The following is a 20,135-nucleotide window of genomic DNA, read 5'->3' on the forward strand; positions in this document are numbered from 1 at the left end:
CGGTCAATCCTTCAGGATCTGCGCGACATCGCTGCTGATCTCGATGCCGACGTTCTCGCCCTTGTCAAAGCCGCACGGCCCGCTCTTGCTGTTCTGCTGGCGCACGATGAAAGGCGGACCGTCAGCCAGCTTCACGTGGAAATGCGTATCGGTGCCGAGATAGACGATGTTTTCGATGATGCCGCCGAGAACGGGCGCCCGGGCGCCGGCCGGCATGACCTCGGCATGTTCCGGCCTCACCACGATGGTGACCTTGCCGGCAGGCATGGTGCCGGCCGGAAAGGTCGCCTTGATTGCGGAACCCGACGACAGTTTCACCGTGGCGCGGTCGCCGCTCACGGAAACCACTTCGGCATCGAGGAAATTCGTCTCCCCGATGAAGTCGGCGACGAAGCGCACCGCCGGGCGGTCGTAGATATCCCAGGGCGAACCCACCTGAAGGATCTTGCCCGACGACATGACCGCGATGCGGTCCGACATGGCAAGCGCCTCTTCCTGATCGTGGGTGACGAAGATGAAGGTGATGCCCGTCTCATTCTGCAGGCGCTTCAATTCGATTTGCATTTCCTTGCGCAGCTTGTAGTCGAGCGCCGACAGCGGTTCGTCGAGCAACAGCACCTTCGGCTGCGGCGCCAGCGCCCGCGCCAGGGCGACACGCTGCTGCTGGCCGCCCGAGATCTGGCTGGTGCGCCGCTTGGCGAGCTGCTCCATCTTCACCAGCTTCAGCATGGCGGCGACGCGCGCCCCGATCTCGGCCTTCGGCTTGCCCAACATCTCCAGGCCGAAACCGATATTCTCCGCCACCGTCATATGCGGAAACAGCGCGTAGGACTGGAACACCGTGTTCACCGGCCGCTTGAACGGCGGCAGCGGCGCGATATCGTCGCCATAGAGCAGGATTTCGCCTTCACTGGGAAAGTCGAATCCGGCGATCAGCCTGAGCAGCGTCGTCTTTCCGCAACCGGAAGGGCCCAGAAGCGTGAAAAACTCGTTTTCGCGGATCGAAACAGAAACCGAGTCGAGCGCAGCGATCTGCGCCTCCCCGGCTCCGAAAACCTTGCGAACGCCCCGAACCTCGATCGCATTCTTACCCGGCAAGTCCGGCACGCAGACGCCCCACAGTTTGGCCGCTTTCCCCCGCGGCAAGATTGTTTTCTCGGATTGTCACCACATGCGGTGCGGCTTGGCAACCCGCCTGAATCAGGATTCAGAAAGTTCGCACCATGCCGTCGTCACGCCTGGTAGCTTATCCTGCCACCGCAGATTGTGGTCACAGGATGGAGTTCGTGCAGTCGCTCCGGCGGCGTCGCCTCGATATCCCCCGACAGCACCACGAGATCGGCGAGATAGCCGGGTTTCAGCCGGCCCTTTCGATCTTCGGCAAACTCCGCATAGGCGCCCTCGACCGTATAGGTGGCAATCGCCTCGTGCAGGGAGAAACTCTGGTCGGGATCGCCTTCGGCCCACGGTTTGCGCAGCACTGCCGCCTGGATGCCCAGGATGGGATCGATCGGCGACACCGGCCAGTCGGACGCGAAAACCACATGTGCGCCCGCTTCTTTCAGCGTGCGCCACGCATAGCTCCACGGCCAGCGAGCGCGCCCGATCATCGATATGGTGGGTTCGAGCGGAAAGCCCATCGCGCCCGGAGGATGCGGCGGCTGCATCGAGGCGATCACGCCAAGTTCGGCGAAGCGCGGCACATCGGCGGCGGTCGTCACCTCGATGTGTTCGATCCTGTGGCGGCTGTCGCGTGCGCCATTGACCTCTTGCGCCGCCTGGTAGCCGTCAAGCACGGCACGGACCGCGCCGTCGCCGATCGCGTGGACGGCGATCTGCAGGCCGCGCCGGTCGGCCTCAATGGCGAGCTCGGCAAATTGTTGCGGCGAAAACAGCGGCTCGCCGCGCCAGTCAGGCCTGTCGGCATAGGGCTCGATCATCACTGCCGTCCAGGAATCCAGGACGCCGTCGTAGAACACCTTGACCATGCCCGACGACAGCCATTCGCCGGTGTAGCGCTCGGCCATCCGCGAGGCCTTTTCCAGCATGTCGAGCGTCATGAAGTTCTTGTAGTGGAAGGGAATCTGGGTACGACAGATCAGCCCGCCTTCGGCCTCGATCTCCGACAGAAGTTCGAGCTGGTAGAAATTGCCGTCCATGTTCTGGATCGAGGTAATGCCGTGGCGGGAGCACCAGGCGAGTCCGCGCCGCATGATGGCGCGGTCAGCTTCGCGCTCGGCGGCGGACGGCATCGGGTTGGGCTCGCCGCCGGTCGAGAGGCCGAGCCGCACGCGCTCTTCTCCGGCGAGCGCGAGCACGGGACCGAACGCCTCGCCCTCGCGCAACTCGCCCTCGGCCAACCCGTCCGCGCCCATGACGATCTCGTTGCCGGGCCCGAGCATCCTCCCGTTGAGGATGCCGGCGGTTTCCAGCGCCCTGGTGTTCGCCCAGGCGGTGTGATGATCGGGCGCCGCCATCAGGAAGGGGCGGTCCGGAAGAATGCTGTCGAGATGGTGGCGCGTCACCCGCACGCCCTTGCCAAGCACCGAGTAGTCGACGCCTTGTCCGACCAGCATGGTCGCGTCCGGACGCGATGCCGCATAGGCGCGGATGGCATCGCGCAGGGCGTCGAACCCGGCAACGCCCGCGAGTTGCAGATGCGCGAGTTCGGCTGCACCGGAGAAAAGATGCATATGCGCTTCGATGAAGCCGGGCAGCACCGAGCCGCCCGCGGCATCGACGATTTTGGTGCCGGCGCCTTTCCATCCGGCGATCTCCGCGGCGCTGCCTGCCGCGGCGACCAGCCCGTCCTTGATCGCAATCGCCTCGGCCGCAGGTCGATCGTCATCCATGGTGATGATGCGGGCGTTGGTGACGATCAGGTCGGCGACTTGCAAATTCATGATTACCATGGGGCTGGATGAAAGTAGCTCAGGCTAGTCGAAGGCCGGCCCGGTCAGCAAGGCTTCGTCGCTTGGCCCAGCCAAGCAGCTGTTCAAGCAGCCGCAAAAGCTCCCCAAACAAGCGAGAACGACCCGAGATGCAACTAAAACCGTTTCGATTCAATGCGTTGATGCTTTCCAGAAAGATTTTTCCAAAAACCCGGCGACTAACCCTGACACTACGGTTGTTAGTCATTATATGAGGGCGGACATTTACCGCCATACGAGGAAGCGCCTGTGACGATGTCTCGAACGACCCGAATTGCCACGCTTTTTGCGGGGCTTTTCCTTGCATTTTCGATGGTTGCAGTCGACCAGGCGGAGGCGCGCCGGGGCGGCAGCTTCGGCAGCCGCGGCACGCGCACCTTCCAGTCGGCCCCGCCGACCAGGACGGCGCCGCAGCCGGCCGCACCCGTCGAGCGCTCGATGACCCCCAACACCGGCCCCACCAACGCGGCGCGCCAGCCCCAGGCCAGCCCGCAGCGTCCCGGCTTCATGAACGGCTTCGGCGGCTCGATGCTGCGCGGCCTGATGCTGGGCGGCCTGATCGGCCTGCTGCTCGGCCAGGGTTTCGGCGGCCTCGCCGGCATGTTCGGCCTGCTGCTGCAGGGCCTTCTGATCGGTGGCGTCATCTGGCTTGTCATCCGGCTGTTCCGCTCGCAGCAGGCGCGCTCGCAGCAACCGGCGATGGCCGGCGCGCCGGCTGGCGGCGGTAACTTCTCCTATCGCGATGCTGCTCCGGCAGATGCCGGCAGGACCGGCGGCAACCGCTCCTTCAGCATTCCCAACATCGGCGGCGGTCGCACTGAAGCTGCCCCGCAGCAGCCCGTGAGCAAGGAAATCTCGGTCGCGCAGGACGATCTCGACACCTTCCAGCGCATGCTGACCGAGGTGCAGGAAGCCTTCGGGCGCGAGGACCACAAGGCGCTGCGCCAGCTGGTGACCCCCGAGATGGTTTCGTACCTGTCAGAGGAACTGGCGGACAATGCCCAGAACGGCGTGCGCAACGACGTGACCGACGTGCAGCTGCTGCAGGCGGACATTGCCGAAGCCTGGAGCGAAGGCGACCGCGACTACGCCACGGCCGCCATGAACTACTCTTCGATCGACGTGACCCGGAACCGGGCGACCGGCGAGGTCGTGGACGGCGACGAAAACGAGCCGACGGAAACCACAGAACTGTGGACGTTTACCCGCCAGAATGGCGGCAACTGGCAGCTCTCGGCGATCCAGGAAGCCTAAGCCGCAGTCAAACGACAAAAAGGCCGCGCTGCAGAGCGCGGCCTTTTTGCTTCCATCGCGACGGCCCTACCCGCCGTGCTTTTCCAGGAATTCTTCAGCGTTGAGCGTACGGAAGTCTTCCAGCGCACCGCGCAACCGCGCGTGATCCCAATCCCACCAGGCGAGCGCCTGGTAACGCTCAGCCGTCTTGCGGTCGAAACGCTCGCGGATCGGTCTGGCCGGCACGCCGCCTACAATCGTGTAGGGCGCGACGTCCTTCGACACGACCGCACCCGCCCCGACCGCCGCGCCATCGCCAATGGTGACGCCGGGGAGCACAGTCGAGCCATGGCCCAGCCATGTGTCATGGCCGATCGTCACCTTGTTCGAGCGACGCCAGTCGAAGAACTCGGTTTCGTGCTCGGCATCGTCCCAATAGTCCGACGCGCGGTAGGTGAAATGGTGCAGCGTCGGCCGCCAGGTCGGGTGATTAGTGGCGTTGATGCGCACGCTGGCCGCGATGTTGGCGAACTTTCCGATCTCGACGCACCAGACGCCGCAATCCTGCATCATGTAGGAATAGTCGCCGAGCACCGTTTCGTGGACGCGGCAGCGGTCGGCGATCTCGGTGTAACGTCCGAGCGTCGACCCGCTCACCTCGGCTGTGGAATGGACGAAAGGCTGTTCCGACAGTCTTCTGGCGCTCATGCGGCAAGCTTTCCGGCTGCGAAATCGGTGACATCGATGATGCGGTCGGCCACCGCCTCGCGGACATCGGCATCGTGGAAGATGCCGAGCAGCGCGACGCCTGCCTTCTTCTTTTCGCCGATCAGCCCGATCACCACCTCGCGATTCCGCGCGTCGAGCGAGGCGGTCGGTTCGTCGAGCAGCAGCACCGGATGATCGGTGATAAAGCCGCGCGCGATATTGACGCGCTGCTGCTCGCCACCGGAGAACGTCGCGGGCGGCAGTGACCACAGCCGCTCCGGCAGATTGAGCCGGCTCAGCAGATCGCTGGCGCGTTCGCGGGCGATCTCGCGCTTCTCGCCGCGCGCCACCAGCGGTTCCCCGACCACGTCGAGGGCGGAGACGCGCGGCACGGTGCGGAGAAACTGGCTGACATAACCGATGGTGTCGCGGCGGATCTGCAACACGGTGCGCGGGCTGGCACTGGCGAGATCGATGAGCTGGTCGCCATGCTTGACGATGATCTGGCCCTGGTCGACGGCATAGTTGCCGTAGACCATTTTGAGGATCGAGCTTTTGCCGGCACCCGATGGTCCGCCGAGCACCGCGCATTCGCCTGCCTTGATGGAAAAAGACACGTCGGCCACCACCGGCAGCCTGATGCCGTCGCGCAGATGCATGGTGAAACTTTTGGCGACTTCCGAAACGACGAGGGGCGTAGCCATCATCACACCTGCAGGATCGAAGAAACGAGGAGTTGCGTGTAGGGCGCGCGCGGATCGTCGAGCACGCGGTCAGTAAGGCCGGTTTCGACGACACGGCCGTCCTTCATCACCATCATGCGCTGCGACAGAAGCCGCGCCACCGCGAGATCGTGGGTGACGACAATCGCCGCCAGCCCGAGATCGGTGACCAGTCCGCGCAAGAGGTCGAGCAGACGGGCCTGCACCGAGACATCGAGTCCGCCCGTCGGCTCGTCCATGAAGACGAGGCGCGGGCTGGTGACGAGGTTGCGGGCAATCTGCAAGCGCTGGCGCATGCCGCCGGAGAAGGCGCGCGGCTCATCGTCGATACGGTCCTCGCCGATCTCGACGCGGCCGAGCCAGTCGACCGCCGAAGCGCGGATGTTGCCGTAGTGGCGGTCACCGACCGCCATCAGACGTTCACCGACATTGGCGCCGGCCGACACCGTCATGCGCAGTCCGTCGGCCGGGTTCTGGTGGACGAAACCCCAGTCGGTGCGCATCAGGAAGCGGCGCTCGGCCTCGCTCATGCGGTAGAGGTCGCGCCAGGTCTCGTCGCGCATGCGGTAGGACGCGGTGCCGGAGGTCGGCAGGAGCCTGGTCGACAGGCAGTTGAGCAGCGTGGTCTTGCCCGAGCCGGATTCGCCGACCACCGCCAGCACTTCGCCCGGCCACAGCTCGAACGAGACGTCCTCGCAGCCGATGCGGGAGCCATAGAATTTCGACAGCGCACTGACGCGCAGGAGGGGTTCGTCGGTCATCATTCTTTCTTCCCGCTATCGCCTGGCACGTTGTGCTGCAACGCGGCAAAGGCATCACCCGCCAAATGCCCGGCATGCCCCTCCTCCCGCCGCTTCTCGCAATGGTCGGTGTCGGAGCAGACGAACATGTGGCCGCCATGGTCGTCGAGGATGACTTCGTCGAGATAGACCTGGTGTGCGCCGCACAGCGCGCAAGGCTGGTCGAAGCTCTGCACCTCGAACGGATGATCCTCGAAGTCGAGGCTGACCACCTCTGTGAAGGGCGGCACTGCGTAGATGCGCTTTTCGCGGCCCGCCCCGAACAGCTGCAGTGCCGGAGACATGTGCATTTTCGGATTGTCGAATTTCGGTGTCGGCGATGGGTCCATGACATAGCGCCCCTCCACCTTGACCGGGTAGGCGTAGGTCGTGGCGATGCGGCCGTGGCGGGCGATGTCCTCGTAGAGCTTCACATGCATGAGGCCGTATTCCTCCAGCGCATGCATCTTGCGCGTCTCCGTCTCGCGCGGCTCAAGGAAGCGCAGCGGCTCGGGGATCGGCACCTGATAGACCAGCGTCTGGCCGGCAGTCAGCGGATGCTCCGGAATGCGGTGGCGGGTTTGGATGATGGTCGCCTTGGCCGTCTCGGTCGTCACCGCCACATCCGCGACCTTCTTGAAGAAGGCGCGGATGGAGACGGCGTTGGTGGTGTCGTCGGCGCCCTGGTCGATCACCTTCAGCACGTCGCCCGGCCCGATGATCGACGCCGTGACCTGAACGCCGCCTGTGCCCCAACCGTAAGGCATCGGCATTTCGCGCGACGCGAACGGCACCTGGTAGCCGGGAATGGCAATGCCCTTCAGGATCGCCCGGCGGATCATGCGCTTGGTCTGCTCGTCGAGGTAGGCGAAGTTGTAGGTGGCTATGTCTGTCGCTTGCATGGTCATTCCGCCGCCTCTCGCGTTTCGGCAACGCCCGCGTCCTCACGCGCGTCGTGTTCGGCGCGCATGCGGCGCACCAGGTCGAGTTCGGCCTGGAAATCGACATAGTGCGGCAGCTTCAAATGCTCGACGAAGCCGGTCGCCTGGACATTGTCGGAGTGCGAAATGACGAACTCCTCGTCCTGTGCCGCGGCGGTGATATCCTCCCCCATCTCGCGGGCGCGCAACGCCCGGTCGCAGAGAGACATCGCCATCGCCTTGCGTTCCGACTGGCCGAAGACCAGCCCGTAGCCGCGGGTGAACTGCGGCGGCGCCTTCGCCGACCCCTTGAACTGGTTGACCATCTGGCATTCGGTGACGCGGATGCGGCCGAGCGGCACGGCGAACGGCAGTTCCGGCACATCGAGTTCCAGTTCCACCTCGCCGATCCTCACTTCGCCGACAAAGGGATGGCTGCGGCCGTAGCCGCGCTGCGTGGAATAGCCAAGCGCCAGCAGAAAACCCTCGTCGCCGCGCGACAGCGCCTGCAGGCGGATGTCGCGCTCCATCGGAAATTCCAGCGGCTCGCGGGTGATGTCGCCGGTGACGTGGTCGTCCGGCAATTCGCCGTCGGCCTCGATCAGCCCTTCCTGCGCCAGAATTTCGGAAACCCGCGACATGCGCTCAGGCTGCGCGTCCCGCTGTGCCGGTTCTTCGGCCTCGCCGCCGTTCGCCAGTTCCGGGTCGAGCAGGCGATGCGTGTAGTCGAAGGTCGGGCCGAGCAATTGGCCTCCCGGCAGATCCTTGTAGGTCGCGGAGACGCGGCGCTCGACCTGCATGGCCGCAGTATCGACCGGCCTTGTGTAGCCGAAGCGCGGCAGTGTCGTGCGATAGGCGCGAACGAGGAATATCGCCTCGATCAGGTCGCCGCGCGACTGCACGATGGCCAGCGCTGCCAGTTCCCTGTCGTAGAGCGAGCCCTCGGCCATGACGCGGTCGACGCCGAGCGCCAGCTGTTCAACGATCTGGTCGAGCCTGAGCGCCGGAACGCCGCGGTCGCCGCGGCGACGGTCGGCCAGCAGCCGGTGGGCGTTCTGGATGGCGGCCTCGCCGCCTTTGACGGCCACATACATGTCAGGCCTCCATCGTCTTGATGCGGGTGGTGCGCGGCAGGCAGGCGACGCCTTCGGGCGCCGCAAGGATCACATCGACGCCACGCGGAAAGCGGCTGCGGTTCTGCTTCCACTGCTCGACGAAATGACGCGGCAGCGGCGTTGGCGCGGCCATCGCCATCTTCTCGATGCCGGGGCCTTCGAGCAGGAGGTCGGCGCCCGAAGCCAGGCTGTCCAGTTGCAGGATCAGCGTTGTCGAACGGTCGGGATACTCCTGCGTGCCTTGCGCGAAATTCTCAAGCGCAATCAACTCCGCCGGCTTGGAGACCAATGCGAAATGCGCGTCGGAAGGGGTGCCTGCCAGTGGTGCGCCGGTGTGGAAACCCAGCCAGGATTTTGCGGCGGGCGATGCCTGTAGCGAGGGATCGAGCCACAGCGGCGTGTCGTTGTCGCATAAGGTCAGAGCGACAGCAGCCGCAACCGGCGAAAGCGGCGCAGGGGGCCTGGCGAGCATGGCGACCGGCTGCACCGTGCCCGGTCGCGCCATGGCGTCCATGACGGCGCGAAACACCGACTGCGCGTCGAAAACGGGGTTGGCGAAACCGCCGTCGATCGTCTCTGCCTCGACCATCAGTCTTCTCCGCGCACCATGGTGAAGAAGTCGACCTTCGTCGCCGCCGTTTCGGCGCGACGTTTTTCGTCGGCTTCCGACTGGGCCGCGCGCAGCGGCCCGAGAATTTTTTCTTCGATCGCAGCGCGGCGGGAAGGATCCTGCCACAGCGCGTCGGCAATCGCCGAAAGCCGGGCCTTTTCCTTGTCACGGCCGAGGGCGTAGGAATGGCCGACCTCGCCGGTCGCCAGCCTGACGGTCGCGCGTGTCACCGTCGCCTCGCCGAAATTGAAGGGCGCTCCACCGCCGCCGATGCGTCCGCGCACCGTGACCAGCCCGGTTTCGGGGCCTCGCAGCATCTGCGCGTCGCCCGGCAGCCCGGCCTCCTGACAAAGCCGTTTCAGCTCATCGGCAGGCGCCAACGCCAGCGCGGCCATCGCCGCTTTTCGCGCGGCCTCGAGGTCCTTTTCCTGGCGTCTGTCCATCTTCATCCGTTCATCCGCATATCTGTTATATTTGTCTATTGTTCTATACAACTAAACAAATTATACTCGCTTTCTAACGCGTGTCCATGACGCGCCTATGACAGGGGCAAAAAATGATCGAGGCAGGGCTGAAGCCTTCAGTGACCCGCAAAAGCGGCGTCGCCCTGTGGCGGCAGATCGCGGACCAGATGCGTCAGGCGATCGGCAGTGGAGCGCTCGGCGCAGATGGCCGGCTGCCGCCCGAATTCACGCTGTCGCAACGTTTCGGCGTCAATCGGCATACGCTGCGCAGCGCCATCGCAGCACTCGTGCAGGAAGGCGTGCTGCGCGCCGAGCAGGGGCGCGGCACCTTTGTCGAAAGCCGCAAGCGGCTGTCCTATCCGATCTCGGCGCGCACGCGCTTTTCAACGGGCTTGCGCGATCAGACCAGGGATCGCCGCAGCGTGCTGCTCGCCGATGCGGTGGAGCCAGCAGGTGAGCGGGTTGCCGAGGCTTTGGGGCTGGCGGCTGGCAGCAACGTGATCAGGCTGGAAACACTGAGTGAAGCGGATGGACGGCCGGTGTCGCGCGCCACCAGCTGGTTCGATGCGAAACGGTTCGCCGGCTTTGCAAGGCATTACGCCAAGACCGGCTCGATCACCGCCAGCTTCCAGAAATTCGGCATCGACGATTATTTCCGCCACTCGACGCTGGTTTCGGCGCGCCATGCCGATGCCGCCGACCTCACCGACCTCAAGCTGTCGCCGGGCGCCATCGTGCTGGTCGCGATCGCGGTGAATGTCGATCCCAAGGGAAAACCGATCCAGTTCGCCGAGACGCGTTTCGCGGCGGACCGGGTGGAACTGACGGTTTCGACGGAGGCCTGAACCTCACGCCTTCGTCAGCCACTCGTGCTCACTGGCGTTGTGGAATTTCCAGGTGCGCTTCGGACCGGCCATGACGTTGAGATAATAGAGGTCATAGCCGTGGCAGGCAGCGCAGGGGTGATAGCCCCTCGGCACCAGAACCACGTCGCCGTCCTCCACGGCCATCGCCTCGTCGAGCGAGCGGTCGCCATTCTCGTCGGCATCGGTATAGACCCGCTGGAAGGCGAAGCCCTGAGGCGGGTTGAGGCGGTGGTAATAGGTCTCTTCCAGATAGGATTCGGCCGGCAAATTGTCCTGGTCGTGCTTGTGCGGCGGATAGCTCGACGTGTGGCCGCCCGGCGTGATGACCTCGACAACCAGCAGCGAATCCGCCGGCTGCCCCTCCGGCAGGATGTTGGTGACATAGCGCGTGTTAGTGCCCTTGCCGCGCACTTCCTGGCCGAGGCTGTCGGGCCCGATGATGCGCGCCGGCAGGCCGCCGCCCAGCCCCGGCGCCGAGCAGACCGCGAGTTCGAGGCCGGTTTCGGCGGTGACGGACCAGTTCGAACCTTGCGGCACATAGACCGACCATGGCTTGCCCTCGAACGGCGAGGTGCGGCCGCCGAGCGAGCCGAAATCCTCGGATCCGGCGGAAGCCTTGCCCTTGCCGGTGACGAAGACCAGGCACACTTCCCGGTCGCCGGTTTCGGCGGAAACCGTCTCGCCGGGCTTCAGGCGATGCAGGTCGAAGCCGACATAGGCCCAGCCGGCGCTTTGAGGCGTCACGTGGCTGACCCGTCCCGTCTGGCCCTTTGGCTTCACCAGAAGCTTCGACATGGCTTCATTCCTTTTCCGGCTTCGTTTCAGCGTCCCGGTCGGCGGAGGTCTTGTAGTTGATCAGGAACAGCCACGTTCCGTAGGCCGTCATGCCGATGGCAAGGGTGGCCCAGAACGAATCGCCCCAGATCAGCTCGAAGACGGACCAGCAGGTGCAGAACACGACAAGCGCGATGCGGCGCCAGAGCGGGTCAAGGAAGGGCGAATGGGTTTGCGCCATCATGAAAATCCCTGCGTCTCGACGGTGTAGCCTGCCGCGGTCATCACCCGCATCAATTCCTTGTAGCCGACTTCCGCCATCCTGAGCGGCGGATTCGCCCTCGGGTCCTGCTCGGCTTCGACAACGAACCAGCCTTCGTAGCCATAGTCGGCGAATTTCCGCACGATGGCGCCGAAATCCAGCGAACCGTCGCCGGGCACCGTGAAAGCGCCGAGCGCCACTGCATCGAGAAACGACTGCTTCGTGCGGTCGAGACCGTCTATCACCGCCATGCGCACATCCTTCACGTGGACATGGTTGATGCGCTTGTGGTGATTGTCGATGGCGCGCAACACGTCGCCTCCGGCAAACGCCAGATGGCCGGCATCAAGCAGCAAGGGAATGCCCGGTCCGGAATGTTTCATGAAGGCGTCGAGTTCATGCTCGAACTGCACGACCGCCGCCATATGGTGATGATAGGAAAGCGGCATGCCCTGGTCGGCGCACCATTCGCCGAATTCGGTCACCTTGCGCGCATAGGACTTCATCTCGTCATCGGAAAGCACGGCCTTGCCGGCGAGCGGCTTCGAGCGGTCGCCCTGGATGGAGCGGCCAACCTCGCCATAGACGATGCAGGGCGCGTTCACCGCCTTGAACAGGTCGATCATCGGCTGGATTCGGTCCTTGTTCGCCGCAAGATCCTCGTCCACAAGCGTGCCGGAGAACCAGCCGCCGCACAGCGTCACGTCCGCCTTCTTCAGGATCGGCAGCATCACATCCGGATCGTCGGGAAAGCGGCGGCCCTTCTCCATGCCGGTGAAGCCGGCCGACCGCGACTGGCGCAGGCACTCCTCCAGCGACACGTCATCGCTGAGTTCCACAAGATCGTCGTTCCACCACGCTATGGGGGACATGCCCAGTTTGGCTTTCAAGTCTCTGCTCCAGTTTGAGTTTCGTCCTTCTCCCCGTTTACGGGGAGAAGATGCCGGCAGGCAGATGAGGGGCTGCACGAATCTCCGCAATGTGGGCTCCTGCCCCTCATCCGGTCCTGCGGACCACCTTCTCCCCGTAAACGGGGAGAAGGAAAAGCGCTTTAATCTCCGACCCGCTGCAATTTCACCGCGTCCTCATAAGCCTTGCGCGCGGCCTTGACCTCCTTGCGCTGGCTCACTTCCGGCACGGCGACATCCCACCAATGCCCGCCGGCCTCGGTGGAGACAAGGGGATCGGTATCGATGACGATGACGGTGGTGCGTGGCGCTTCCTTGGCGTTGCCCAGAGCCTGCTCCAGATCGGCGATCGACGACACTTTCGCGGAGATCGCGCCGAGGCTCGCCGCATGTGCGGCGAAGTCGATATCCGGCAAGGTCTCGTGGCGCGAGTCCTTGAGGAGATTGTTGAAGTTGGCCCCGCCGGTGCCCATCTGCAGCCGGTTGATGCAGCCATAGCCGCGGTTGTCCAGAAGCACGATTGTCAGCTTCAGCCCGAGCATGACCGAGGTTGCGATCTCGGAATTCAGCATCAGGTAGGAGCCGTCGCCGAGCATGACGACGACTTCCCCGTCCGGCTTCGCCATCTTGACGCCGAGCCCGCCGGCAATCTCGTAGCCCATGCAGGAATAGCCGTATTCGGCGTGATAGGAACCAGGGGCGCCCGCCTGCCAGAGTTTATGCAGTTCACCAGGCAGCCCGCCCGCCGCATGCAGCAAGGTGACGCCGGAACCCATGGTCCGCTGCACGGCGCCGATCACCTGCGCATCGGAAGGCAGCGCGGCATTGGTGGCTGCGGTCACCTCGGCGGCCGCCTTCCGCCATTCGGCCTTGCCCTTGCCGGCATTCGCCGTCCACGCCGCCGGCGCCTTCCAATCGCCGAGCGCGCCTGCCAGTTCCTTCAGTCCTTCGCGCGCATCGGCGACCAAGGTCATGGCGCGGTGCTTGCCGGCGTCGAAAGGCTGGACGTTGAGGCCGATCACCGTCTTGCCGGCATTCTTGAACAGCGCCCACGAGCCGGTGGTGAAATCCTGCAGCCGCGTGCCGACAGCCAGCACCAAATCGGCCTCTTCGGCCAGCCGGTTGGCGGCGGAAGTTCCGGTGACGCCGACCGCGGCCATGTTAAGCACATGGTCGTCAGGCAGCGAGGACTTGCCGCCCTGCGTCTCGCAGACGGGGACACCGGTGGCTTCGGCGAACCTGGTAAGTGCTGCGGAAGCGCCGGAATAGAGCACCCCGCCGCCGGCGATGATCAGCGGTTTTTTTGCTCGTTTCAGCGCATCGGCGGCCTGCTTCAGTTCGGCAAGGTCCGGACGCGGGCGGCGCAGCACCCAGATACGCTCCTCGAAAAAGCTTTCGGGATAGTCGTAGGCTTCTGCCTGCACATCCTGGCAGAGCGCCAGCGTCACCGGTCCGCATTCGGCCGGGTCGGTCAGCACCTGCATGGTGCGGGCAAGTGCGGGGATGATTTGCTCCGGCCTGGTAATGCGGTCGAAATAGCGCGACACCGGGCGAAAAGCGTCATTGGCCGAAACCGTGCCGTCGCCAAACGCTTCGACCTGCTGCAGCACCGGATCAGGAATGCGGTTGGCAAAGACATCGCCCGGCAGCAAGAGCAGCGGCAGCCTGTTGACATGGGCAAGGGCTGCGGCGGTGACCAGATTGGTTGCTCCCGGGCCGATCGACGTGGTGGCGGCCATGGCGCGGCGGCGGAAATGCGCCTTGCCGTAGGCGATCGCCGCATGCGCCATTGCCTGCTCGTTGTGGGCGCGGAAGGTCGGCAATTCGTCGCGCACCTGGTAGAGCGCCTCGCCCATGCCGGCGACATTGCCGTGGCCGAAGATCGCCCAGACGCCGCCGAAGAACGGCAGCTTCTCGCCGTCGATCTCGGTCATCTGCCGCGCCATGAACCGGGTCAGCGCCTGCGCCATGGTCAGGCGGATGGTCTTTGTCATCGTTTCTCTCCCGGCGACCCTTATGCCGCCTTGCGGCCACGCGCGGCAAGCCACGCCTTGGTGAGTTTTTCGAACCGTTCGGCCATATCGGAGACTGCCGCCTCGTCGGAAATTTGGCCGGCAAGCCATTTTTCGGCCGGCTCGGCGAAGATGGTGCGGCCAACGGCGAAACCCTTGACGACCGGCGCATTCGCAGTGGCGGCGAAGGCAGCCTCCAGTTCGTCCTGCGGCGCTTCCAACCCGAGCAGCACGACGCCCCGGCACCATGGGTCGTTCTTGTCGATCACCTTGCCGATGGCATCCCAGGCCGCTGCCGAGGCATGCGGCTCGAGCTTCCACCAGTCCGGCTTGATGCCGAGATCATAAAGCTCCTGCAGCGCGCGCGGCACCGTATCCTCCGAGAGCGTGCCGTGTTTGCCGGCAATGATCTCGACCAGCAGTTCGCGGCCGACCTTGCGGGCCGCCTCGAACAGGGTGCGCAGCTTCGCCTGCTGTTCCTGCTTCAGAGCTTCCGGGTCATCCGGGTGATAGAAACAGAGGCACTTGATGCAATGGTCGACCGGCCACTCGGCAAGCTGGGAACCGATATCCTGCGAGAATTCGAAACGCAGCGGCCGCGATCCCGGCAGCTCCACCGGGCGGCCGAGCCAGGCGAAGGGATGGTGGGCAAATTCGAACATCGCCTCGCGGCCATGTTTTTCGTCGATCAGCATCCCGTAGCCGTCCCGCCCTGCCGCGACTTTCGCCGCCGCCTTGACTGCGAGCACCTTGAAGTCGCGGATGCGCGCTTCGTCGGCGCCGCAACGTGCGGCGATATCTTCCAGTTGCACGCGATGGTCGATGGCAAGCGCCATCAGCGAAGGAATTTCGCGGCGGCGCGTCGTCGCCCAGTGGATGTGGTTGATCGCCGCGTCCTTGCGCAGCGCGCGGTGCGGGCTGCCGTTCTTCAGGAAGAACTGCAGTTCCTCCCAGGTCGGGTATTCCGGCGAGCAGAGCAGCCGCGACACCGCGAAGGCGCCGCACGCATTTGCCCAGGTCGCCGCTGTCTCCAGGCTTTCGCCACCGAGCCAGCCACGCAGCAGGCCCGACATGAAGGCGTCACCAGCGCCAAGCACGTTGAACACCTCGATCGGAAAGCCCTTGCCGACGATGCCATCCTCGAGGTCGTCGTTGATGGCGCCGTCATAGACGATGCAGCCCATGGCGCCGCGCTTCAGAACGATGGTCGCCGGCGACAGGTTGCGGATCGTCTTCAGGGCGCCGAGAACGTCGTCGGCGCCCGAGGCGATCATGATCTCCTCCTCGGTGCCGACGATCAGGTCGCAATTCGGCAGCACGGTCTTCAACTGCCCGGACACCTTGTCCGACTTCACATAACGCTCGAAACCCTCCGCATGGCCGGCGAGGCCCCAGAGGTTCGGCCGGTAGTCGATGTCGAACACCACCTTGCCGCCATTCGCCTTGGCGATGCGGATAGCCTTGCGCTGGGCCGCATCGCTGTTCGGACGCGAAAAATGCGTGCCGGTGACGACGATCGCCCGCGCCGAGGCGATGAAGGCCTCGTCGATGTTGTCTTCCGAAAGCGCCATGTCGGCGCAATCGGACCGGTAGAAGATCATCGGCGAGACGCCCTCCTCCTCGACCGCAAGCAGAACCAGCGCTGTCAGCCGCTCGGGATCGGTGGCGATGCCGGCGGTGGCGACGCCTTCGCGCGCCAGTTGCTCCTTGATGAAGCGCCCCATCTGCTCGTCGCCGACGCGGGTGATCAGCGCCGACTTCAGCCCGAGCCTGGCGGTGCCGATGGCGATGTTGGCGGGGCAGCCGCCCACCGACTTGGCGAAGGAGCCAATGTCCTCCAATCGTGTGCCGATCTGCTGGCCGTAGAGATCGACCGAAGCCCGCCCTATGGTAACGACGTCGAGAGCCTCGGCATTGGCGCGTGGCATGGCCGGGTCCTTCCAAAAACATGCGGCGGGGTTCCAATTTGCTGTGGACTGGCGCCGCCAACCGGACTATGAGATGGCCATATGAAACAGAAATTCCGTTTAATAGTCAATTCGGAATATTTGTTCCGTTTTAAGTTTTCTGACAAGGAGGAATGAAATGCTGCGTTTCGGAGTGCTGGGTGCAGGCAGGATCGGCAATGTGCACGCCAAGGCGCTGCGCGACTCCGGCCGGGCGCAAGTGGCCTTTGTCGCCGACGCGATGCCTGAAGCGGCCGCTGCGTTGGCCGCGAAGGTGGGCGCCAGAACCGGCTCGGTCGACGATGTCATCTCTTCTAGGGAGGTCGACGCGATCCTGATCGCGACGCCGACCGACACGCATGCCGACCTCATCGAGCAGGCGGCGAAGGCCGGCAAGATGATCCTTTGCGAAAAGCCGGTCAGCCTGTCGGTCGAGCGCATCGAAGAATGCCTGAAGGTCGTCGAGAAGGCCGGCGTGCCGCTGATGATCGGTTTCCATCGCCGCTACGATCCCAACTATTCGGTGCTGGAAAGGCGACTGCGCGCCGGCGAGATCGGCGATGTCGAGATCGTCACCATCATCTGCCGCGACCCGACCCCACCGCCGGTTTCCTACATCGAGCGCTCAGGCGGCCTCTATCGGGACATGATGATCCATGATTTCGACATGGCGCGGTTCCTGCTCGGCGAGGATCCGGTCACCGTACATGCGCTCGGTGCTTCGTTGGTGGACCCGGCGATCGGCAAGGCCGGCGACATCGACACCGCCGCCGTCCATATGCAGACGGCGTCCGGCAAGATGTGCGTCATCACCAATTCGCGCCGCGCCACCTACGGCCACGACCAGCGCATCGAGGTGCATGGCTCGAAGGGCATGCTGCGCGCCGGCAACATGCACCTGACCACGCTCGAAAAGGCCAATGACGGCGGCTTCACCAGCGACCTGATCCCGTTCTCCTTCATCGAACGCTACGAGGATGCCTACCGCATCGAGATCAATGCCTTCCTGACCGCGATCGAAAAGGGCGTGGCGCCGACGGCCTCCGGCCATGACGGGCTGATGGCGCAGAAGCTTGCCGAAGCGGCGGCTGAATCGCTGAAGACCGGCCAGGCCGTTGCGGTGCGCTGACCCCAAAAACGGAGGAAATGACATGATCGATCCTGCGTCGCTGAAAAACCTTTCGCTCGAAGGCAAGGTAGCCATTGTCACCGGCTCGACACAGGGGCTCGGCGAGGCCATCGCAACCCTGTTTGCCGAACGCGGCGTGGCCGGGCTGGTCATAGCCGGCCGCAATGCAGCCAACGGCGAGAAGGTAAAAGCCGCTCTCGAAGCCAAAGGCGTCAGGACGGTCTTTGTCGCCGCCGACCTGGCAAAGGTCGAGGACGCGGAAAAGATCGTCACTGCTGCCGACAAGGCTTTCGGCCGTGTCGACATCCTGGTCAATGCGGCGGGCATTACCGACCGCGGCTCGATCTGGGATACCGAGCCGGCGCTTTTCGACGCCATGTTCGCGGTCAACGTCCGGGCGCCGTTCTTCCTGATGCAGCATGCCCTCAAGGTCATGAAACGCCAGAAGATCGAAGGCTCCATCATCAACATCATTTCGATGTCGGGACATGGCGGCCAGAGCTTCATAACCGCCTACAGCGCCTCGAAAGGCGCGCTTGTTACCCTGACCAAGAACGTCGCCTACAGTGTCATGAACCACCGCATCCGCGTCAACGGATTGACCATCGGCTGGATGGACACGCCGGGCGAGGACCGCATCATGAAGACCTATCATGGCGCCGAGGACGGCTGGCTGAAGGAGGCCGAAAAGAACCGGCCATTCGGGCGGCTGCTCAAGGCCGACGAAGTGGCGCGCAGCGTCGCCTTCCTCGCCAGCGCGGAAAGCGGCCTGATGACCGGCTCGATCATCGACTTCGACCAGCAGGTGCTTGGGGCCGGCGACGCACCGGCGACACCGCCGGCGGTTTAGTTCCTTCTCCCCATTCACGGGGAGAAGGTGTCACGAAGTGACGGATGAGGGGCGGCGCTGACTCTGAAAGGCTATCTCCGCCCCTCATCTGCCTGCCGGCATCTTCTCCCCGTAAACGGGGAGAAGAAAGCCTTCATCTCTCCCCTCGTCTCCCAGCCACCGCGACCGTCAACGTCATTGCCAGCGCCATGGTCGCGGCCATCGAGCGGAAACCCTCGAAATTGGCCTCGACGATCTCAAGCAGCACGTCGGCGGAGGGCGCGATCGGCGAAAACACGGAATCGGTGATCGACACGATCTTGGCCTCGCGCGCCTTGGCCGCGTTGGTAAGGTTTACCGTCTCGCTGGCATAGGGCGTGAAACTCGTCGACAGCACCGCATCGCGAGAGGTGATGAAACTCGCCTGCTCGGCGCCCAGTCCGGCCAATGCGTCGATCAGGATGTTGCGAATGCCGAGCTTGCCCATGGCGTAGCTCATGTATGAGGTGATCGGGAAGGAGCGCCGCAGCCCGATCAGGTAGATGGTGTCGGCGGCGGCCAAAACGTCGACGGCGCGCTCGATCGCGTCGTGGTCGACCTTGTCACGCAGATCGGCGACCGACCGTTCCGCCGCGGTCAGGAAACCATCCAGCACAAGACCCGACTTGCTGGTCGCGATCCCGTGCTCGCGCATCTGCGCCAGCCGCTCGTCATAATTCAGCACCCGCTCCCTCAGCCGCGAGCGGAACACTTCCTGCAGTTCGGAAAAACCCTGGTAGCCGAGCGCGCGGGAAAAGCGGACCAGCGCGGAGGGCTGCACCGCCGCGTGGCCGGCAATCGAGGCGACGGTCCCGAAGGCGACCTCGTCGGGATTTTCCAGCGCATAGGCGGCGATCTGGGTCAGCCGCTTGGGCAACTGTTCGGCGCGCTGCGCAATCAGAGCACGCAACGCCTGATAGTCTTTTGGGCCGCGATCCTGGTCATTCATGGGATTCAGCGCTCATTCTTCCGCCAATCTTGTTTTAGGCCTTGACGCAGAAAACCAGAAATGGAATAAAAATTCCACATAAAATTTTGAATGCACCATTTGTTCCAAATTTGAGGAACTGGACAGGGAGGAAACCAAGCCATGTCCGAAGTGACCGGTCAAGCGATCGAGCCTTTGCTCGAGGCGCGCGACATCAAGAAGTACTTCGGCGCCATCACGGCGCTCAACGGGGTGAGCTTCCATGTCTCCGCCGGCGAGGCGCTGGGCGTCGTCGGCGACAATGGCGCCGGCAAGTCGACACTGATGAAGATCCTGTCGGGCCTCTACAAGCCGAGCGAAGGCTCGCTGTTCTTCCAGGGCCAGCCGGTGCGGTTCGACTCGCCGCGTGACGCGCGCCAGATGGGCATCGAGATGGTCTATCAGGACTTCGCGCTCGCTGGAAACATGCCGATCTACGAGAACATCTATCTCGGCCGCGAGCCGGGCCGCAAATTCGCAGGCATCACCATCATCGACCGCGAACAGGCGCGGCAGATGGCGAAGGACCACCTCGACAAGCTGAAGATCCATGTGAAGTCGATCGACCAGACCGTCGAGGGCTTGTCCGGCGGGCAACGCCAGGCGGTGGCCATCGCCCGCGCGACGGCGTTCGACGCCAAGGTCGTCATCATGGACGAGCCGACCGCGGCCCTTGCCATCAAGGAAGTCGGCAAGGTGCTCGACCTGATCAAGACGCTGAAGGAGCATGGCGTCGCGGTCATCATCATCTCGCACCGCATGGACGACATCTTCTATGCCTGCGACCGCGTGATGGCGCTCTACCAGGGCACCAACTTTGCCGAAGCGCCGCTCGACAAGACCCACCGAAACGAGGTGATCGGCTGGATCATGGGCACCAAGGGCCACACCGAAGCACTGGCGCACGACAAGGTTCACTGAG

Annotated in this window: 20 protein-coding genes; 5 read left to right on the forward strand and 15 right to left on the reverse strand. The window is 64.2% G+C overall.

Going from position 1 to position 20,135, the window contains the following annotated elements; translation table 11 throughout:
• Positions 1-3: 3 nt before the first annotated feature.
• The gene (locus tag F3H98_RS05960; RefSeq protein ID WP_149759313.1) at positions 4-1,107 is read right to left on the reverse strand and encodes an ABC transporter ATP-binding protein; all 1,104 of its coding nucleotides are present in this window, start codon (positions 1,105-1,107) and stop codon (positions 4-6) included.
• Positions 1,108-1,232: 125 nt separating this feature from the next.
• Positions 1,233-2,903: an amidohydrolase gene (locus tag F3H98_RS05965; RefSeq protein ID WP_188130340.1), complete on the reverse strand. Its 1,671-nt coding sequence runs from the start codon at positions 2,901-2,903 to the stop codon at positions 1,233-1,235.
• A gap of 282 nt (positions 2,904-3,185) precedes the next feature.
• Between F3H98_RS05965 and F3H98_RS05970 the strand changes: the two genes are divergently transcribed.
• Complete coding sequence (locus tag F3H98_RS05970; RefSeq protein ID WP_149759188.1) at positions 3,186-4,184, forward strand: Tim44 domain-containing protein; 999 nt, start codon at positions 3,186-3,188, stop codon at positions 4,182-4,184.
• 66 nt (positions 4,185-4,250) lie between these two features.
• Here the strand turns inward: F3H98_RS05970 and F3H98_RS05975 are convergent, their stop codons facing one another.
• From F3H98_RS05975 to phnG, 7 genes are read right to left on the reverse strand one after another with little or no spacing between them, the layout of a single operon-like run.
• Entirely contained in the window at positions 4,251-4,871 is a 621-nt protein-coding gene (locus F3H98_RS05975; RefSeq protein WP_149759189.1) for a DapH/DapD/GlmU-related protein, read from the reverse strand.
• Entirely contained in the window at positions 4,868-5,575 is a 708-nt protein-coding gene (gene phnL, locus F3H98_RS05980) for a phosphonate C-P lyase system protein PhnL (protein ID WP_149759314.1), read from the reverse strand. Before phnL ends, F3H98_RS05975 begins: the two co-directional genes overlap by 4 nt.
• Positions 5,576-5,577: 2 nt before the next feature.
• The gene (phnK, locus tag F3H98_RS05985) at positions 5,578-6,354 is read right to left on the reverse strand and encodes a phosphonate C-P lyase system protein PhnK (protein WP_149759315.1); all 777 of its coding nucleotides are present in this window, start codon (positions 6,352-6,354) and stop codon (positions 5,578-5,580) included.
• Positions 6,354-7,280, reverse strand: a complete 927-nt coding sequence (locus tag F3H98_RS05990; RefSeq protein ID WP_149759190.1) for an alpha-D-ribose 1-methylphosphonate 5-phosphate C-P-lyase PhnJ — start codon at positions 7,278-7,280, stop codon at positions 6,354-6,356. The genes phnK and F3H98_RS05990 overlap by 1 nt, the downstream gene beginning before the upstream one ends.
• Positions 7,277-8,386, reverse strand: a complete 1,110-nt coding sequence (locus tag F3H98_RS05995) for a carbon-phosphorus lyase complex subunit (protein WP_149759191.1) — start codon at positions 8,384-8,386, stop codon at positions 7,277-7,279. Before F3H98_RS05995 ends, F3H98_RS05990 begins: the two co-directional genes overlap by 4 nt.
• A gap of 1 nt (position 8,387) precedes the next feature.
• On the reverse strand, positions 8,388-8,996 hold the full coding sequence (gene phnH / locus F3H98_RS06000; protein WP_149759192.1) for a phosphonate C-P lyase system protein PhnH: 609 nt from the start codon (positions 8,994-8,996) through the stop codon (positions 8,388-8,390).
• Positions 8,996-9,466, reverse strand: coding sequence for a phosphonate C-P lyase system protein PhnG (gene phnG, locus F3H98_RS06005; protein WP_149759193.1), 471 nt, complete (start codon positions 9,464-9,466; stop codon positions 8,996-8,998). The genes phnH and phnG overlap by 1 nt, the downstream gene beginning before the upstream one ends.
• 107 nt (positions 9,467-9,573) lie before the next feature.
• Between phnG and phnF the strand changes: the two genes are divergently transcribed.
• Positions 9,574-10,326, forward strand: a complete 753-nt coding sequence (gene phnF, locus F3H98_RS06010) for a phosphonate metabolism transcriptional regulator PhnF (RefSeq protein WP_149759194.1) — start codon at positions 9,574-9,576, stop codon at positions 10,324-10,326.
• A gap of 3 nt (positions 10,327-10,329) precedes the next feature.
• On the opposite strand, the gene iolB is transcribed toward phnF, so the two are convergent.
• The 5 genes from iolB to F3H98_RS06035 all read right to left on the reverse strand — a co-directional run bounded on the left by iolB (position 10,330) and on the right by F3H98_RS06035 (position 16,231).
• Positions 10,330-11,142 carry a 5-deoxy-glucuronate isomerase gene (iolB, locus tag F3H98_RS06015; RefSeq protein WP_149759195.1) on the reverse strand — a complete coding sequence of 271 codons (813 nt, stop codon included), beginning with the start codon at positions 11,140-11,142 and terminating at the stop codon, positions 10,330-10,332.
• Positions 11,143-11,146: 4 nt separating this feature from the next.
• Positions 11,147-11,365, reverse strand: a complete 219-nt coding sequence (locus F3H98_RS06020; RefSeq protein WP_149759196.1) for a DUF3329 domain-containing protein — start codon at positions 11,363-11,365, stop codon at positions 11,147-11,149.
• Entirely contained in the window at positions 11,362-12,273 is a 912-nt protein-coding gene (gene iolE / locus F3H98_RS06025) for a myo-inosose-2 dehydratase (protein WP_149759197.1), read from the reverse strand. The genes F3H98_RS06020 and iolE overlap by 4 nt, the downstream gene beginning before the upstream one ends.
• A gap of 161 nt (positions 12,274-12,434) precedes the next feature.
• Positions 12,435-14,285, reverse strand: a complete 1,851-nt coding sequence (gene iolD / locus F3H98_RS06030; protein WP_149759198.1) for a 3D-(3,5/4)-trihydroxycyclohexane-1,2-dione acylhydrolase (decyclizing) — start codon at positions 14,283-14,285, stop codon at positions 12,435-12,437.
• Between the two features lie 20 nt (positions 14,286-14,305).
• A complete protein-coding gene (locus F3H98_RS06035) occupies positions 14,306-16,231 on the reverse strand; it encodes a bifunctional 5-dehydro-2-deoxygluconokinase/5-dehydro-2-deoxyphosphogluconate aldolase (RefSeq protein WP_149759199.1) in 1,926 nt (641 codons plus the stop codon).
• A 157-nt stretch (positions 16,232-16,388) separates the two neighbouring features.
• On the opposite strand from F3H98_RS06035, the gene iolG reads away from it, so the two are divergent.
• A complete protein-coding gene (gene iolG, locus F3H98_RS06040; RefSeq protein WP_149759200.1) occupies positions 16,389-17,378 on the forward strand; it encodes an inositol 2-dehydrogenase in 990 nt (329 codons plus the stop codon).
• Positions 17,379-17,400: 22 nt separating this feature from the next.
• Positions 17,401-18,228 (forward strand): SDR family oxidoreductase, encoded by an 828-nt coding sequence (locus F3H98_RS06045; protein WP_149759201.1) that lies wholly within the window; start codon positions 17,401-17,403, stop codon positions 18,226-18,228.
• A gap of 133 nt (positions 18,229-18,361) precedes the next feature.
• On the opposite strand, the gene F3H98_RS06050 is transcribed toward F3H98_RS06045, so the two are convergent.
• Positions 18,362-19,195 (reverse strand): MurR/RpiR family transcriptional regulator, encoded by an 834-nt coding sequence (locus F3H98_RS06050; RefSeq protein WP_149759202.1) that lies wholly within the window; start codon positions 19,193-19,195, stop codon positions 18,362-18,364.
• A 141-nt stretch (positions 19,196-19,336) separates the two neighbouring features.
• Between F3H98_RS06050 and F3H98_RS06055 the strand changes: the two genes are divergently transcribed.
• The gene (locus tag F3H98_RS06055) at positions 19,337-20,134 is read left to right on the forward strand and encodes an ATP-binding cassette domain-containing protein (protein ID WP_149759203.1); all 798 of its coding nucleotides are present in this window, start codon (positions 19,337-19,339) and stop codon (positions 20,132-20,134) included.
• The last annotated feature ends 1 nt before the right edge of the window (position 20,135 follow it).

Origin of the sequence: Neomesorhizobium albiziae (assembly GCF_900114255.1) — a bacterium.
Classification (GTDB): Bacteria; Pseudomonadota; Alphaproteobacteria; order Rhizobiales; family Rhizobiaceae; genus Neomesorhizobium; species Neomesorhizobium albiziae.